Genomic DNA, 17,625 nt, shown 5'->3' with positions numbered 1-17,625 from the left:
GATCAGAATGATTTTATGAATTGTATAGAATGGAAAGGATTATAGATATGAGTTTATCAGGGTGCAATTGCGGCGTTGCAATAACCGGTTCGTTTTGTACTTTTGATAAAGTAAAGATAGAGATAGAGGAAATGACAAAGCTTGGAATATCGGTATATCCGATCTTTTCCGAACGGTCTGCAACGTACGATACCAGATTTGGCAGAGGGGATGATTTTGTAAAAGACATTCAGAGGATAACAGGGAAGAAAGGGATCTTTACCATCCAGGAGGCAGAACCGATCGGACCAAAAGCATATCTGGATGTACTGGTGATCGCTCCATGTACAGGCAACACACTTGCAAAGTTATGTAATGGTATCACGGATTCTCCGGTGCTGATGGCAGCGAAGGCGCATATCAGGAATAATAAACCGCTGATCATCAGCATTTCAACAAATGATGCGATGGGAATGAATTTTAAGAATATCGGAATGCTGATGAATATGAAGAATATTTATTTTGTTCCATTTTATCAGGATGATCCGGTAAAGAAGCCGAATTCCCTGATCGGAAAACTGTCCATGATACCGGAGACGATAGAGGAGGCTTTAAAGGGGAAGCAGATTCAGCCGGTGTTATGTGACAAATAAAAATGAGGGCTTGTTCCCTTGCTGCTATGTATAATGCTCTATATATTACTCGACTCACTTCATTTCTATTCGACTTGCACACCTGTTTGTCAGCAGTCGCCCAAACTCACCCTCACGGGTTCAGACATGGGCTTGGTGCTGACGGCTAGTGCAAGTCTCATAACGAAATTACGTGAATGTCGAAGTAATATATAGAGCATTATATTATTGTCAGCAGGGCACAAGCCTTTATTTACTTTATAAGAGATCCATTATTATAAGATAATAATCTGTTGTCAGGAGACGATAGAGTATCGGGTGTTTTTGGGTTCTGGTATATAAGATATAAACACCCACCGGCTGGTGGGTGTTATGGTCAGAGTTCGATGGAGATCTGGTATTCTTTCAGCCAGAAGTTGATCTGCAATAAATATGCCATCATTTGTGGGTCTGCCATTAACTGGCCATACCATGGTTTTCCATAATCCTTCGGAGATTCCAGAAACTGCAGAACTGCTTTTTTATCCAGAAACCGGTTGACAGGGCTTGCAACATCGTGGATCACTTCTCTTAACCGGTCGGCAAGGATCGTTTCATAAAGTGGGTTATAGGTTTTAGGATACGGACTTTTCTTCCGGAACAGGATTTCATTTGGAACCAGATTTACAGCGGCATGACGGAGCAGGCTTTTCTCTGTCTGGTTTCGGTATTTGTATTTCCATGGCACATTAAAGACATACTGCAGAAGATGGATGTCAGCAAATGGTACTCTTGCCTCCAGACCATGATACATACTGGTACGATCCATACGGTCAAGCAGGGTCTGCATGAACATCCGGATATTCATGTAACCGATCCGGCGACGGGATTTCTCGATATCGGATTCTTCCGGCAGCACCGGAATCTCGGAGATGATCTGATGGTACAGATTTTTTACATAGTCATCCATCTGCAGAGCATCTGCAAATTCCGGATCCAACAGTTGCTTTCTTGGTGTAAGATCGGTCATCCATGGAAAAGTATCGGATGCAAGCAGATCTTCCCGGTAGAACCATGGATATCCGCCAAATATTTCATCGGCACATTCCCCGGTCAGCACAACCTTATTGTTTTCAGATACCAGCTTACAGAAATACAGCAGGGATGAATCAACGTCTGCCATGGTCGGCTGGTCTCTGGAAAGAACGGAATCATAAAGCAGGTCGGCAAGCTCTTCCATATTGCAGGTCAGGTAGTGATGTTTCGTTCCGAGGAAAGAGACCATCTGATCTACATATGGCCGATCCTGTTCCGGCTGAAAGGCATTTGATTTAAAATAGCGTGAATTATCGGTAAAATCAAAGGAATAGGTATCTAATATCTGCCCCTGGTTCTTCAGTTCTTCCGCACAGATGGCACTGACGATCGAGGAATCGATACCGCCGGACAGAAAGGTACAGATCGGAACATCGGATACGATCTGTCGTTTTACTGCAGTGTTTAACAGATCAGAGGTCTTTTCCACGGTTGTCTGATAGTCATCGGTATGAGGTATGCTTTGGATCCGGAAATAGCAGATGGTGGAATAGCCGAATCGGTCATACCGGATATAATGACCGGGTTTTAGTTCGTCGATTCCTTTGAAGACACCGCAACCGGGCGTTTTGGACGGCCCGATGGCGAAAATCTCACATAAGCCTTTTTTATCCAGTCTTGGAAATGTGCCGGGATAACAGAACAGTGCCTTTCGCTCTGATGCAAAGACAAGTGTCCGGTCAGATAAAAAGGTATAATATAAAGGCTTTACACCGAATGGATCCCGGTAAAGGAAAATGGCTTCTTCGGCATGATCGTAGATCGCAAAAGAAAATATACCATTGATATGTTTTACAAAGTCAGGCCCATAGTATATGTATGAAAACAGCAGTACCTCGGTATCGGATGTTGTGGAAAAGGAATAACCGCGTAAGATCAGTTCCCTTTTCAGTTCATCTGTATTATAGATTTCTCCATTGAATACGATCGTGAACGTTCTTCCCTGCACTGTGCGGGACATGGGCTGAAGTCCGGCTTTGATATCCCGGATGGATAATCTTGTATGAGACAGTCCGCATGTATCCGTCAGAAGAATACCATCATCATCCGGCCCGCGATGCTTTTGCTTTGCATTCATGGCAGACAGAATATCACGAAAATGTCCGGGCGTTTCCAGGTATCTGCCATGTACATTATAAAATCCAGAAATAGAACACATAGATAACTCGTTTCGGTTTCGTCGTATAATTGTATGAAACAGGGCAGTAAAATATAACATATAAACAAAACTATTTACAAAAATTGGTAAGATTGCTATAATGTACGAAATGCGACATAGAAATCAATAAAGCACCAGGAAGAAATTGGAAACAGATCATGAAAGCCGGGGAGATCCGGCAGGGGGAACATAGATGGACAACAGACAATTCTATATCTGAACCGAATAGTGTTGTAAAAAAGCATATGGAGAAGGCATATGTTTTTTACAGCACTTTTTTATATAAAAAATTATTTGGAATACAGAGGTATAACGATTAAATATTGTAAAGGGAGAGAAGAATATGAGGAATCATTCAAAGGCATTCAGACATTTTATGATCATGATGATAACGGGCATCCTGATCCTGACAGGAAGTTTATTCTGTTCTGGTACAGCAAATGCAAAGGAAGGGGATTGTGGTAATACTTCAGATGGAAAGTTCTGGTATGAAGTGATTACCGATCCAAAGGGAAAGACACCTGGAAAGGTTTCAATTTCTGCTGAAGTATCAGGTGGGCATTTTGGCAATAAGATAGTTTACCCAAATACGATCATAGGTAAAAATAAAAAGAAATATACTGTTGTAGAGATTGATGGTATGTCAGTTGACGAGAACGATTATTCAAATGTAGAAGAAAAAATCACCGAGATCACAATTCCAAAAAATTGCGAAACAATAAGTGATTATGCATTTGAAGATATGAATATAAAAAAAGTAACATTTGAATCAGGCTCGAAATTAAAAAAAATAGGAGAAGAAGCATTTTCTACCAAAAAAACGATATCTACAATTACCATTCCCAAGTCTGTAGTTTCAATTGGTGCCGGAGCATTTAATGCCGGAGTATTAAAAGTTAATTTTGAAAAAGGATCGAAATTCAAAGATATATCAAAAATGAAAAAGGGCAGTTATTGGTGGGTGAATGAATGGTGGACCGTCGATGAAATCTATAATTATCGTATAATTTCAGAACCGAACGGTAATAATCCCGGTAAAGCAGAACTGATAATGTATGATCCAAAATCAACAAAGAAAATAGCATCATATACAATCCCTAATGTAATTACAAACCCTGCGAATAAGAAGTATAGTGTATATTCGATTGGTGAGGATTGCTTCGCATGTGATGAATCGATTTCCAATATCACGATTCCAAAGAACTGTGTCATCATTGGTGAAAATGCATTTATGAGTTGTGAATTAAAAAAGGTTATATTTGAAAAAGGTTCATGTTTGAAAGAGATAGATGAGGCTGCATTTTATAGCTGTGTGAATTTAAAAGAAATTGTTATACCAAAGCTTGTAGAAAGGATAGGTGTAGCAGCGTTCGCTTATTCTGGTTTGAGAAAGATTACATTTGAAAGTGGTTCTAAATTAAAGTTTATTAGTGGACTGGCATTCGATGAATGTGATCTTGGAAATGTATATCTGCCAAATAACAATATTACCTTTGATACCGCTGATCTGGAAATGGGAAGTGCGTTTGGTACGGGTAATAAAACAATTTATACTGCCAATAAAGCGACATATCAAAGAATGATAAAAGAGCTGCAGAATGAAGAAAATTATGGAAATGTTGATTATAAGGCGGTCTACACCGGATCATATAAGATTACATATATGATACCAAAGACAGTAGGCTCTAAGACTTATAATAAAGTAGAACAGACGAACCTTCGATATAATACGCAGGTAACACTGAATCCATCATATGATAAAAATGTATATAAAGGATACAGTTTAAAGTTTACCGGTACTTTGACAGACAGTGATGGAGAACAATATACAGTAACTTATAAGTATGGTCAGAAGGTGGATCCTTCCGGACAGGGAGATGTCGTATTATATGCATCGGCTGTTCCAAATACATATCAGATCCGCTACAATGCAAACGGTGGTATTGGTTCTATGAACATTCAGGATGGGGTTGTGTATAACCAGTATATAGAATTGCGACAGAATAATTTTATGAAGAGCGATTCTGTCTTCAAATGCTGGAATACAAAGCCGGATGGAACAGGAACATCTTATAAAGAAGGTCAGAAGGTCACAAAACTGACAGCCGAAAGCTCTATTACACTTTATGCGATCTGGGAAAAGAGAAGCATTAAGATCCGTTTCTCTGCCGGTGAAGGTCAGGGAACCATGCAGGAGGCTACCGTAAAGCAGGGCGAAACCTTGAAGCTTCCAAAGTGTACATTTACCTGTCCTGGAAAGAAATTTTACAGATGGCAATGGATATATACGAATCCGGATGATTCCCATAGCTTTATTGTCGGAACCTACGAGGATGAGGCAGAATTCAGTGATACACAGAATATTTATGCAACGGCATCCGGATATTATGAATTTCTGGCGGTGTGGAGTGATGCCTCCGGATATAATCTGACACTTGTTCCGAATGGCGGAACTGGTACGGAAAAGAAAATTGTGCTCTCAGCAGATAATCTGGATGATTCTAAAACAGCATATGAAATTTTCTCAACGGATTTTCAGAAAGAGGGAAGCTCTTTGATCGGTTTCCAGTTTGATAAGGATGAAACAATCTATCCGGTCAAAACCATACAATCCTGGAGATTGAGCAAACTGTATTCCTACCTCAGGGAATTATATGGGGCTAATACAGAAGTTCGGATAAATGCTGTCTGGGAACAGAAAACATACAGTATTGTTTTCGACGAAACAGATGGTGAAGGATATATGGAAGCAGTTGTCTTTAAATGTGGAGAAACAGCAAAGCTTCCAAAGTGTACATATGAAAAGGATGGATATCAGTTCATCGGATGGGCAGAGGAATCAGATAAGAATGTTGTTGTATATGAAGATGAAGCAGAGATCCTGCATAATACGGAAGATGGTATTGCGTTATATGCAGTATGGAGCCCGGTAACCTATCGTATCGTTTATAATGCGAACGGAGGATATGGAAGCATGAAGGGTGAGACTGTTACATATGGAGAATCCATTAAACTTGCAGCATCAGCATATCGGAGACCGGGATATACCTTCCATGGCTGGAGTACCGATAAGACAGGTGGAAAGGTCTATAAAGATCAGGCAACTGTAAAGAATCTGCTTCCTTATGAAGGAACCGTGACGTTATATGCAAGATGGACAGAAAATGATGTTACGATCACATTTAATCCAAATGGCGGAACCGTTGGACGGACCAGCAAGGTTGTAGGCTATGTGGATACCTGTGGCACGCTTCCAACACCGGTAAGGGATGGATATGAATTTAAAGGCTGGTTTACAAGCAAGTCCGGAAAAATTCAGTATACCAGTTCAACAGTTGTGGATCTGGAAGGCAGTCTGACGTTATATGCAAGATGGCAGGCAAAGAAGATAACGGTTACATTGAATGCTGCAGGTGGCAAGGTCAATGGAAATAAGAGCAAATTTTCAATTGATACCGGAACAGGAATTACGGGACTTCCTGGAGCAAAAAAAGAGAATTATACCTTTGATGGATGGTGGACGGATTATACCGGAGGCTCCAAGGTAACGGCAGGAACGACATTTGCAAAAGATACACAGATTTATGCGCATTGGAAATCCAAATCAACCGGCAAGGTAAATGTCCGGTTGACGATCCGGAAATATGCAGGTGCGGAAGGCTGTATTATTTATTATTCAAAATACAGTGATTTCTCAAATGCAAAATCTGTTAAGATACAGAGTTCAAAGACATCATTATCAACGATGATCAGCGGACTTGAAAATGGAACAAAATATTATTTCAGAGCCAGACAGTACAAAGTAAAGAATGGCAAGAAGAAATATGGAAAATTTGGAAGTACGATCAGTAAAAAAATACCATAAGGAGGGCAAGTAAGATGAGTAATAGTATAAGATTTAAAAAGCTGATCCTGGCAGTTGCAGCAGTTCTTTGCTGCGGAATCTGTATTTTCAGTATATCAGGGAATGCATCTGCAGCAACATATACCGATAAGTCGGGCAAATGGACCTGTACAATCGTAGATGAGACGGCAAAGACAGTATCGATCAAACCTGCAAAAACAGGAGTAGCAGGTGTCAGCAAGGGTGCAATCACAATTCCCAATACAGTTGTAGTGAATAGTAAAACGTATAAGGTAACCATGATCGCAGGATCTGCATATGCAAATAATAAAACGATCACATCTGTAAAAACGGTATCCGGAAGCTCTCTGGTTCAGATCAATGTAAATGCATTCCAGAATTGTACAGCACTTACAAATGTGGATTTCAGTATGTCAAATTCTCTGACAAAGATTTACGGTACTGCATTTGCAAACTGTACTGCAGTTACGAAATTCAATTTTAAAAATTCAAACCTGACCGGAGTTGCAGCAAATGCATTTTCAAAGGCAGGAAAGAGTACTACAAATATCTGGGTAAAGAACAGCGGATCATATAATAAAGTTAAGGCAAGTGGTACGTTAGTTTCTTCACCTGTAGCATATAACTATACGATTACTTATAATGGAAATGGAAAAACCGGCGGAATAGTACCTGCTGTGGCAAGTGCTGTATATACAACAAACATTACATTGTCTTCCAATGCGTTGACACGAACCGGATATACATTCGGCGGCTGGAATACAAAAGCAGATGGAACCGGCACCAACTACAAGGCAGGACAGTCTGTTAAGGGAATTACAAAGACTGGCGTGATCACATTATATGCTAAGTGGATACCGATCCAGTATAATATTCGTTTTCAGCATCGATATTCAACAGAAAAGGGTGCTATGTCGGATATGACATTAACCTATGATAAAGCAGCAAAATTAGATCCGTGTAAGTTTACCAGAGATGGTTATATATTTAAAGGATGGGCGGTCAATGGCAATCCGGATAAAGTTGTATATGCAGATCAGGCAAGTGTAAAGAACCTGACAACGAAAACAGAGATCATATGTTTATTCCCTGTCTGGACACCGATCACATATACAGTTACTTTTGTGGAAAGAGATGACAAGACTCCGGAGGTTGTAAATGCAACTTATGATCAGAGCCTGCCAAAGAATATTCCGGGGCGTACCGGCTATACATTTATGGGATGGTCCAGAAAGGCGGACAGATCAACAGTTGATTATGCGCCAAGAGCCAATATGATCAATCTTACAACTACAAATAAAGCAAATGTGACACTGTATGCGGTCTGGGAGAAAAAGTCATATACATTTACATTTTATCCGTATAAAGAATATGGCACAAACGATGATCCGGGCTATACCGTAAGTGGCGTACAGCCGGATAAAAAATGTTATTATGATACAGCGGCAAAATTAGATAAATGTGTATACAAGAGAGCTGGTTATACATTTGCCGGCTGGTATACAGAGCTTCCATCCAAACAGGTGCTGCCAGATGGTGCGGATGTTACAAACTTTATTGATACATCAGATACCATTCCATTATATGCGTTATGGGAGCCGATTAATTATACGATCACATTCAGTCTGGAGAATTCGGATGATGATGTAATCGGAACAGCACCGGAATCCATAGCATGTACATATGATGCGGAATATACGATCCCTGCATATGATATTTCCCAGTTCAGTAAAGAGGGATATGTATTTGCGGGCTGGGTTCTGGATGATACAAAGAATGTGACCGAGGATATAAGGAATACTGTTTTTGAGCCGGGCGAAACATATAAGAAAAACCTGACAACAAAAGCAGGAAAGGATGTTGTACTGGTTCCTAAATGGGTGGCATTTAATTATCGTCTGGAATATAAGCTTGGTAATCAGGTGATCGCACCAAAGGATTTCCTGTATGGTGAGAATGTAACCATATCAGATGTGGATGAACAATATTACAAAGCCGGATATACCTTTGACAGATGGAATACAAGGGAAGATGGAACCGGAACGGACTTTTTTGCCGGGGATATCATCCGAAAGAAAAATCTGAATCAGATATTAAAGGATACAAAAACGGAAGATAACCATGTGACGATCACATTGTATCCAAAATGGACGGCAAACCGGTATAAGGTCACTCTGATCTATAACGATGGAGAGGCGAATACTTCAGGAACGATTTATGTAACCTATGGTTCTACATATAATAATCTTAAAAATCCAACCAGAACCGGATATACTTTTCAGGGCTGGTCAACAGATGAAAAGCAGTTAAAGGTGCGAAAGAGCACAGATCGTGTAACGATACTGGATAATGTTACATTGTATGCATTCTGGAAAAAGAATACATATAAAGTAACCTATAATGCAAACGGTGGAAAAATAAACAACAAGTCATCTTATGTGAAAACTTATCAATTTGAAGATTCTGCCAATACCGGATTTAAAAATGGAACACTTCCTGTACCAAAACGTGCCGGATACCTGTTCTCCCGGTGGACTTATAAATCAGGAACAAAGACTTATACTCTGATGCAGGGAACGGCGATCAAACAGAATGTCACAGCGACTGCAGAATGGACAAAGGTCAAAGCGAAAAAGGTTACAGCGAAAAAGACTACCTTTAACAAGATAACAAGAGGCAGAAATAAAGGAAAATATAAAGTTACATTAACCTGGAAATGTGAAAAAGCCGATGGATATGAATATCGGTATGCACCAACTGCTAAAAAGTTAAGCAATGCAACGACCTTTGATATCAGAAATAAGAAAGAAAAGATCCTTCCTGCGATCAGCCTGCAGACTTATGCAATTTTTGAAGTTAGAAGTTATCGTTATGATTCGACCGGAGCAAAGATTTACAGCAAATGGACAAAGATCTATGATGTCGGAGCGGATAAAGTCAGTGTAACTTTCGATGCGAATAAAGGAAAATTTGGCAGTAAGAGTACAAAGAAAGTAAAAGTAGTAAGAAATCAGAGTGTAGCGACCGGATTCTTAAAGGGAAAACTTGCTGCATTAAAGCCAAAGAGGGCAGGTTATAAACTGGTCGGCTGGTATTACATCGATAAGGACAACAAAAAAGTTAAGGTAAAGAACAGCACAAAGATTAAAGATAAAAACATTGTGATTTATGCAAAATGGAAGAAGAAATAACATACGGGGTAGAAAAAGATGAATAAAAAAATTGCAGATCTTAGAATGGAAATGAACAAAGTCATTAAAGGCAAGGATGATATCATTGTTAAGATCATTATGACCGTTCTTGCATCCGGACATATCCTCTTGGAGGATAATCCGGGACTTGGCAAGACAACACTTGCAAAGACATTTTCAAAAGCAACTTCTATGCAGGATAATCGTATCCAGTTTACACCGGACACAATGCCAAGTGATATTCTTGGATATTCCATGTATAATCAGCGGGAAGGAAAGATGGAGTTTGTGAAAGGACCGGTATTTACGAATCTGCTGTTAGCTGATGAGATCAACCGTACTTCCAGTAAGACACAGGCGGCATTGCTTGAGGCTATGGCAGAAGCGACAGCAACGGTTGACAATGTTACGTATCAGCTTCCAAAACCATTTATAACGATCGCAACACAGAATCCGATCACCAGTGGTGGCACACAGGCACTTCCGGACTCCCAGCTTGACCGTTTTATGGTGCGTTTAAGTATGGGGTATCCTGATGTACAGAGTCAGGTAGAGATGCTGATGGAGGATCATGGACAGAATCCGATTGATGCTGTACAGCCTGTCATGAGCGTAGAGGATCTGATACAGATGCGTACAGAAGTCGCAAATGTATATATTTCTTATGAGATTGCAGATTACATTTCCAGACTGGTTGATGCAACCAGACATCATGATAAGATTGAGTGTGGTATCAGTCCACGAGGCACAAAGGCATTCGCTAATATGGCAAAAGCATGCGCCTATATGTATGATCGTAACTATGTGATTCCGGAAGATGTTATGTATGTTATTTATGATATATTCAAACATCGTCTGATCCTGACACCTTCTGCACGCAGAGAGAAGAATGGAGCAGAAAATATTATTTACGATATCTGTCAGACGACAGAAGCTCCTTCTATGGCGGGAGAAAGATCCAATTAAAACAGAAGCTGAATTAAGGTAAGAAGATGCGAGAAAGGACCTGATGAAATGAAAAAAAGAAAAATCTTGTTATTTGCATTGTGTCTGACTCTTGGATGTTCCATGACTGCATGTAAGCGTGACCGTTCGGAATTCGAACGTGAGGATTATATGAAAAATCAGGAGGCAGATAAGGAGCAGGCGGCTAAGTTATCCGGACAGGACCGTTCAGAAGACGATACAGAGAATACGGAAGATACTACGACAGAGAGTGATGCAACGACGGAAATGCAGGGTGGCAATGCTATGATCGAGATCACAACAGAGTCTACAACGGAATCAAGTACAGAAACGACGACTGAAATGACGACAGAATCTACAGAGCAGGAACAGACAACAGAAGAAAAGACATCTGAGCCTAAAACCGATGCACCGGCACAGAATACGGAAGCTAATACTGAAAAGCCAAAGGATGACCCGAAAAAGGATAGTAAAAAAACATCAGACGACGGTGATTCATCAAAAAAAGACGGTAATAAACATAATAATGATGGCAATGGCGGTGATGGTGGAGATGATTTTGGTGACGGAGATGATTTTGGCGACGGTGACGGTAACGGCGATGGCGACGGAAGTGGATCCGGCAATAAAAAGGGATCAGACGACGATGATGAAGATCTGGATGCTCCGGATATAGATGTAGATTTGGTTGAATAATTATGAAAAACAAAAAGACACAGATAGAGAAAGAACATAAAAAAGACAGAAAAAAACGAATGATTCCAAAACGTAAGCTGCAAAATGGATTAAAGCTGCAAAATAACAGACAGGAGATCCGGCTCGATCTGCAGGCACTTTCCGTAAAAGAATCCAATTATCTTGCAATTCGTATAGTGCTTACCTTTTTGGCATCGGTGAGTGTATTATTTTGCTGCTTCAGTGCATTTCAGGTTAAAGTTTCACTGATTGTGACAGCGGTTCCGGCACTTGTTATGGCAGTTATTTCCCAGATCCTTTTTCTCAGGAAAAAGTCAGGCTGGATCGGCGGTACAGGGATGGCTATTGTGATCGCTGTCCTGTCTGTGATCCTGTTGAACAGTGTTTCAAATGGTTTTTCAGCAATCGCAAATGATGTACTCAGATCGGTCAATAAGAATATGGCGATGGCAAATCTGATGTTTGTTGTGAATGAGGACAGTCTGGTTGCAGATGAATATATTGCATCCATAATTCTTTCTCTGCTCGTAACATTTGTATTTGCAATTTTCATTCGGTTTCATCTGAATGTCTGGGTAGTGCTGCTCCAATTCCTGCTTTGTGCATCCGGATTCATGTATAAATGTATTCCGTCAGTATGGACGCTCGTACTTGCCGGAGTTACGATGGTGGGAATTTTGCTTGCTGGCAATATCAAAGGACGGATCACGAAGGACATGTATGCAGGAATGCTTGTATTTGCAGGAGTTCTGGCAGGAGCTGCATGTCTGATCTTTATACTGCTCACATACATACCGATCCCGGTGGTTGATGATATAAAAGATTCAATTGTATATAACGGCGGCAATCTGATCTATGGCAAAAATGATTATCCGGAGGGATCGTTCAAACGGTTTCATACAGTTGAAACAAATGGAAGCAAAAAACTCCATATCGAGATGTCAGAGCCTGCTGTGATGTATCTTCGAGGCTATGTCGGTTCCAAATACACGGAAGACGGCTGGACAGAAAACGATAAGGATATTTACGGCGGAGATTATGAAGGTGTATTTGAATACTTTGCAAAATTTAATTATTATCCTTTAGCAACACTTGCAAGTTATATGGATATTACAAAGATCAATGATGCAGATATGCCGTTGTCAGATATTATATCGGTTGAGGTTGAAAACCTGGCTGCAAGCAGTAAATATCAATATCTGCCTGAAAATATGACCTACGATTCTCTTCCGGATCTTTATGCACCAAAGAAGGATGTAAATTTTGTAGCACAGGGATTTGGAAACAGAAAACCGTACAGATTTTATATGGATACACTTTCGAAGAATGACTATGAGAGTATCTATAATGAAAGCTGGTATACGGAAGGCACCGGTGATACGGATTTTATTGACTGTGAACAGACATATGCTTATTTTGCAAGCCAGAATTATACAGAGGTTTCGGATGAAATGAAGCAGTATTTTGACCGGACTCTGCCGGAAGCCGGAAAAAAACTAAATCCGTTTGATGCGATTGATGTAGTCAGACATTATCTGCGGGACACTATAACTTACAGTGAAGATGTAACAGCTAATGATCCCGGAACAGATTTTGTAAAGAATCTGATCGAGAATAAAAAAGAAGGATATTCCGTTCATTTTGCAACAGCCGCTGCTATGATGTTCCGATATTATAATATTCCGGCAAGATATGTAGAAGGATATCTGGTTGCTCCGGAAGAGGGAGAGACATCGATTGATGTTCTGGATCAGGATGCACATGCATGGGTAGAGATTTATGTAAATGGGCTTGGATTTATTCCGGTTGAAGTTACACCGGGCTTCTATTCTGAGGATGATAACAGTACCATTGGTAACGGTGCGGTCAGTGGTTCCGATAATCAGGATTCGGAATCAGAAGATTCCAGCAGTGATCAGGACAATAATGATAATGATGATTCAACGGAGATCAATCTGTTATATATTCTGATCGCAATTGTTTCACTGCTCGTATTATTCCTGATCGTTGTTATTGTCAGACGTGCAGTGGTCTGCAGCAAACGAAAAAAAGCAATGAAGAGTGAAAACCGGGAAAAAGCAGTTGCAGCAGCCAGTCTGTATATAGAAGCCTTGTACAAATATGCCGGTAAGAAGATGGAAGAATCCCTTCCGTCAGAAGTTATTACGGTTTTACAGAAAAACAGATTCAGTAGAGAAGAACTTGACTATACGGATGTTGCGGTTGTAAGAGACTATGCACAAACGGTAAAACAAGAGGTTTATCATTCCAGTAATCTCTGGGGCAGATGCAGGATGCGGTTTGTCAAATGTCTGATATAGGAGGAGAGAAAACGATATGAAGAAAAAAATTGCATATATTATTTTTATCGTTATCTTGTTGCTTTTATTTATCTGGACAAACAAACTGCAGACCTTATGGCTGTTTGGAATGTTTGGGATTATCTGGCTTCCGATGTTTTTTATCAATCGGTATAATGCGGGGAAGATTGCAGTGAAGTTTGATATTATCAATGAGTTAAAGGAAAATCCTGCCTTACTTCTTGAAATAGAGAATTCATCTTTTTTTCCGGTTCCAAAGATCAGGATAGAGTTTAACTGTGAAAATGTTGTATTTGGAACAGAATTCCCTACTTATATCGAATGTTCGGCGGCAAGAAAAAGCAGAGAGAAATACCAGTTTCCGATAGAGAGTAAGTACTGCGGACAGATTAATGTTGAAATATATAAAATCTATATATATGACTATTTCGGTTTGACGAAAGCGGAGATCCGTTCGCATAAGGATTGTATGTTTTATCAATATCCGAAAGAGCGTTCCATGGATCTGTATGATGTAGAAGGCAGTCTTGTGAGCGAGAATGATGTGAATTACAAGCATGTAAAAGGAAATGATATTTCAGAGATCCTTCAGATCAAGGAATATATGAAAGGTGACAGTATCAAAAATATTCATTGGAAAATGTCAGCTAAGATGGGAAAAACCATGGTAAAAGAACTGGATACACCAAATGATAATTCCGTCATGATATTTTTTGATTATGCTCCTAAGGAAGACAGGAAGACGAATCAGAAGCTGATCGAAGCACTTGCATCTGTCAGTCATGAGCTGATCCGTCTGTCAACAGGTCATACGATCTATCATATGGATACAAAAGAAAATCGTGTTGTTCACCGTGGGGTATTTGAACTTACGGAATATGATGTTATGCTTCAGGAGGTTCTGGAAACGGTAGCGGATAAGAGTGAGTACCGTGTTCTGGATTATATTTTGGAGCGTGGAATTATTCATCGGTTTGCAAAGGTGATCTTTATTACATATGATGCCAACCGGGATGCAGCCTTTGAAATCGAACGTTTAGAAAAGGGGATTGTCCTGTATGTTTGATGCAGGTATTTTGGTGATTTTTCCCAGAAAACGCATTGACTTTTTTTCTCATTTATGCTAAAGTAACAACAGTTTATATGTCAAATGCAATGACAAGGAGGAGTACATACAGGACCGGCTCCCAGAGAGAAGATGGTGGTGAGAATCTTCAGCTAGGATGTATGGAAGTAGCCTTCGAGCAGTGGACTGAAAAGCATGACTTCGTAAGAAGTGCTGAGTAGGATTCAACGGATTTCCCCGTTACAGGAATACAATATAACGCAGATAAGATTTGTAAGTATTGGATGAGAGCAGGAAGAACCTGAATTTAGGTGGTACCACGGATATGATTATTCGCCCTAAGCTGATATACGGCTTAGGGCTTTTTTAGTGGATGGGAAACGCTCTTTTTGGAAATTTATATGGATGACAATTAAAGGAGGATATAGGTTATGGAGATTAATGGAGCACAGATGTTTGTAAAGGCATTACAGGAAGAACATGTTGATACACTGTTTGCCTATCCGGGTGGAACAGCGATCGACTTATTTGACGCATTATACGATGCAGAGGGAATCGATATGATCCTTCCAAGACATGAGCAGGCACTTGTTCATGCAGCAGATGGATATGCAAGATCAACCGGAAAGGTTGGTGTATGTCTGGTTACAAGCGGGCCTGGTGCAACGAATCTGGTTACAGGAATTGCAACAGCAAATTATGACAGTGTTCCTCTGGTATGTTTTACCGGACAGGTACCGATGAATCTGATCGGTAACGACGCCTTTCAAGAGGTCGATATCGTAGGTATCACCAGAAACATCTGCAAATATGCAGTAACAGTCAGAAAGAGAGAAGATCTGGCAAGAATTATCAAGAATGCATTCTATATCGCAAGAACCGGTAAGCCGGGTCCTGTACTGGTTGATATACCAAAAGATATCCAGCTTGCAATGGGTTCGGATGAATATCCGGATGAAGTAAATATCAGAGGATATAAGCCATCAGAGGGTGTACATTCTGGTCAGCTTAAGAAGGCTCTGGCAGAATTAAACCATGCAAAGAAACCGGTATTTCTGATCGGTGGCGGTGTGAATATCGCACATGCAAGAAAAGAAATGCAGGAATTATGTGAATTAACAGGAATCCCTGTTGTTACTACGATCATGGGTAAGGGAGCAATTCCGACGGACCATCCTTTATATGTTGGTAATATCGGAATGCATGGAAATCTCGCATCCAATAAAGCAATCATGGAATGTGATGTCTTATTCTCGATCGGAACCAGATTTAACGACCGTATCACCGGTACGATTGACACATTTGCAAAGAATGCAAAGATCATACATATCGATATCGATGCAGCATCAATCTCCAGAAATATCGAGGTAGACATCCCAATCGTAGCAGATGCAAAGCTTGCGATCACGAAGATGTTAAAATATGCAAAGAAATTAGATATATCCGATTGGGTTGCTGAGATCATGGAAGTGAAGAAACAGTATCCTATCAACATGAATTCTTATAAAGGTGTTACACCTGAGAAGATCATTAAGACGATCAATGAGATGTATGACGATCTCATTATTACTACAGATGTAGGACAGAACCAGTTATGGACAACACAGTATATTGCACTTGGCGGTGAGAACCAGCTCTTAACCTCCGGCGGTCTTGGTACGATGGGATATGGACTTCCTGCTGCCATCGGGGCAAAGATCGGTAACCCGGATAAGAATGTTATCTGCATTTCCGGTGATGGTGGTGTACAGATGAATATTCAGGAGATGGCGACTGCGGTTGCACAGGAGCTTCCGATCACGATCTGTATCTTAAACAATGGTTATCTTGGAAATGTACGTCAGTGGCAGGAGCTGTTCTTCAACAAGCGTTACAGCAGTACCTGTCTGAGATACAGAAAGAGCTGTAATCATGACTGCCAGAATCCTGACAAATGCTGTCCGAAATATACACCGGATTTTGTAAAACTGGCGGAAAGCTATGAGGCGCTTGGAATCCGTGTTACAAAGGAAGAAGAGATCAAAGCAGCATTTGAGCAGGCAAAGGCAAATACAAAGGGACCTACAGTTATAGAGTTCTATATTGATCCGACTGCAAATGTATTCCCTATGGTTCCGGGTGGCAAGTCATTAAATGATATGATCATGGATTGTTAAGGAGGATAGACAGATGAGTGAAAAGAAAAGATGGATATGTTTATATGTTGAAAATGAAATAGGTGTACTTGCAAGAATCTCCGGTCTGTTTTCCGGTAAATCCTATAACCTGAACAGTCTGACTGTAGGAGAAACAGAGGATACGACGGTATCCAGAATGACGATCAGTTTTACCAGTGATGACCGTACTTTTGAACAGGTAAAGAAGCAGTTGAACCGCAGCGTGGAAGTAATCAAGGTGGTTGATTATACGGATATTCCGATTCATAATAAAGAGATCTTATTCATCAAGGTAAAAGAATGTAATACCGATGATAAGGATGAAGTATTCCGTATTGCAAATGCATTTAACTTCAAGATCACGGACTATGACAGAAAGAATATTCTGGTGGAATGTTTACAGACAGAAAATCAGAACAATGATGCGATCAAGTTATTCAAGCAGAGTTTTCCAAATCGGATCGAGGTTGTCCGTGGAGGAAGCGTTGCAGTAGAAGCAATCAGCATGTCGGAGCGCTAA

Annotated in this window: 10 protein-coding genes and 1 other annotated feature; of the genes, 9 read left to right on the top strand and 1 reads right to left on the bottom strand. The window is 40.3% G+C overall.

Annotated features, from left to right (window positions below; genetic code table 11):
* Positions 1-47: 47 nt before the first annotated feature.
* Positions 48-632, top strand: coding sequence for a dipicolinate synthase subunit B (locus OCV60_RS04085; RefSeq protein WP_262529434.1), 585 nt, complete (start codon positions 48-50; stop codon positions 630-632).
* Between the two features lie 355 nt (positions 633-987).
* On the opposite strand, the gene asnB is transcribed toward OCV60_RS04085, so the two are convergent.
* Positions 988-2,844, bottom strand: coding sequence for an asparagine synthase (glutamine-hydrolyzing) (gene asnB, locus OCV60_RS04080; RefSeq protein WP_262529432.1), 1,857 nt, complete (start codon positions 2,842-2,844; stop codon positions 988-990).
* Positions 2,845-3,187: 343 nt separating this feature from the next.
* Here asnB and OCV60_RS04075 point away from each other — a divergent pair, with 343 nt between their 5' ends.
* From OCV60_RS04075 to ilvN, 8 genes are all read left to right on the top strand, one after another.
* Positions 3,188-6,709 carry an InlB B-repeat-containing protein gene (locus tag OCV60_RS04075; protein WP_262529430.1) on the top strand — a complete coding sequence of 1,174 codons (3,522 nt, stop codon included), beginning with the start codon at positions 3,188-3,190 and terminating at the stop codon, positions 6,707-6,709.
* Between the two features lie 14 nt (positions 6,710-6,723).
* Entirely contained in the window at positions 6,724-9,900 is a 3,177-nt protein-coding gene (locus OCV60_RS04070; RefSeq protein ID WP_262529428.1) for an InlB B-repeat-containing protein, read from the top strand.
* Positions 9,901-9,918: 18 nt separating this feature from the next.
* Positions 9,919-10,866 (top strand): AAA family ATPase, encoded by a 948-nt coding sequence (locus OCV60_RS04065; protein ID WP_117784818.1) that lies wholly within the window; start codon positions 9,919-9,921, stop codon positions 10,864-10,866.
* Positions 10,867-10,914: 48 nt separating this feature from the next.
* A complete protein-coding gene (locus OCV60_RS04060; RefSeq protein WP_262529426.1) occupies positions 10,915-11,562 on the top strand; it encodes a hypothetical protein in 648 nt (215 codons plus the stop codon).
* Positions 11,563-11,564: 2 nt separating this feature from the next.
* Positions 11,565-13,883, top strand: a complete 2,319-nt coding sequence (locus OCV60_RS04055) for a transglutaminase domain-containing protein (RefSeq protein WP_262529424.1) — start codon at positions 11,565-11,567, stop codon at positions 13,881-13,883.
* A 16-nt stretch (positions 13,884-13,899) separates the two neighbouring features.
* The gene (locus OCV60_RS04050; RefSeq protein ID WP_262529422.1) at positions 13,900-14,949 is read left to right on the top strand and encodes a DUF58 domain-containing protein; all 1,050 of its coding nucleotides are present in this window, start codon (positions 13,900-13,902) and stop codon (positions 14,947-14,949) included.
* A gap of 80 nt (positions 14,950-15,029) precedes the next feature.
* Positions 15,030-15,293: a binding site (T-box leader), on the top strand.
* Positions 15,294-15,380: 87 nt separating this feature from the next.
* Entirely contained in the window at positions 15,381-17,105 is a 1,725-nt protein-coding gene (gene ilvB, locus OCV60_RS04045; protein ID WP_021943923.1) for a biosynthetic-type acetolactate synthase large subunit, read from the top strand.
* Positions 17,106-17,118: 13 nt separating this feature from the next.
* A complete protein-coding gene (gene ilvN / locus OCV60_RS04040; RefSeq protein ID WP_021943922.1) occupies positions 17,119-17,625 on the top strand; it encodes an acetolactate synthase small subunit in 507 nt (168 codons plus the stop codon).

This window comes from Coprococcus ammoniilyticus (genome assembly GCF_025567345.1).
Taxonomy (GTDB): domain Bacteria; phylum Bacillota; class Clostridia; order Lachnospirales; family Lachnospiraceae; genus Coprococcus; species Coprococcus ammoniilyticus.
This window is presented reverse-complemented; position numbering and strand designations above follow the sequence as displayed.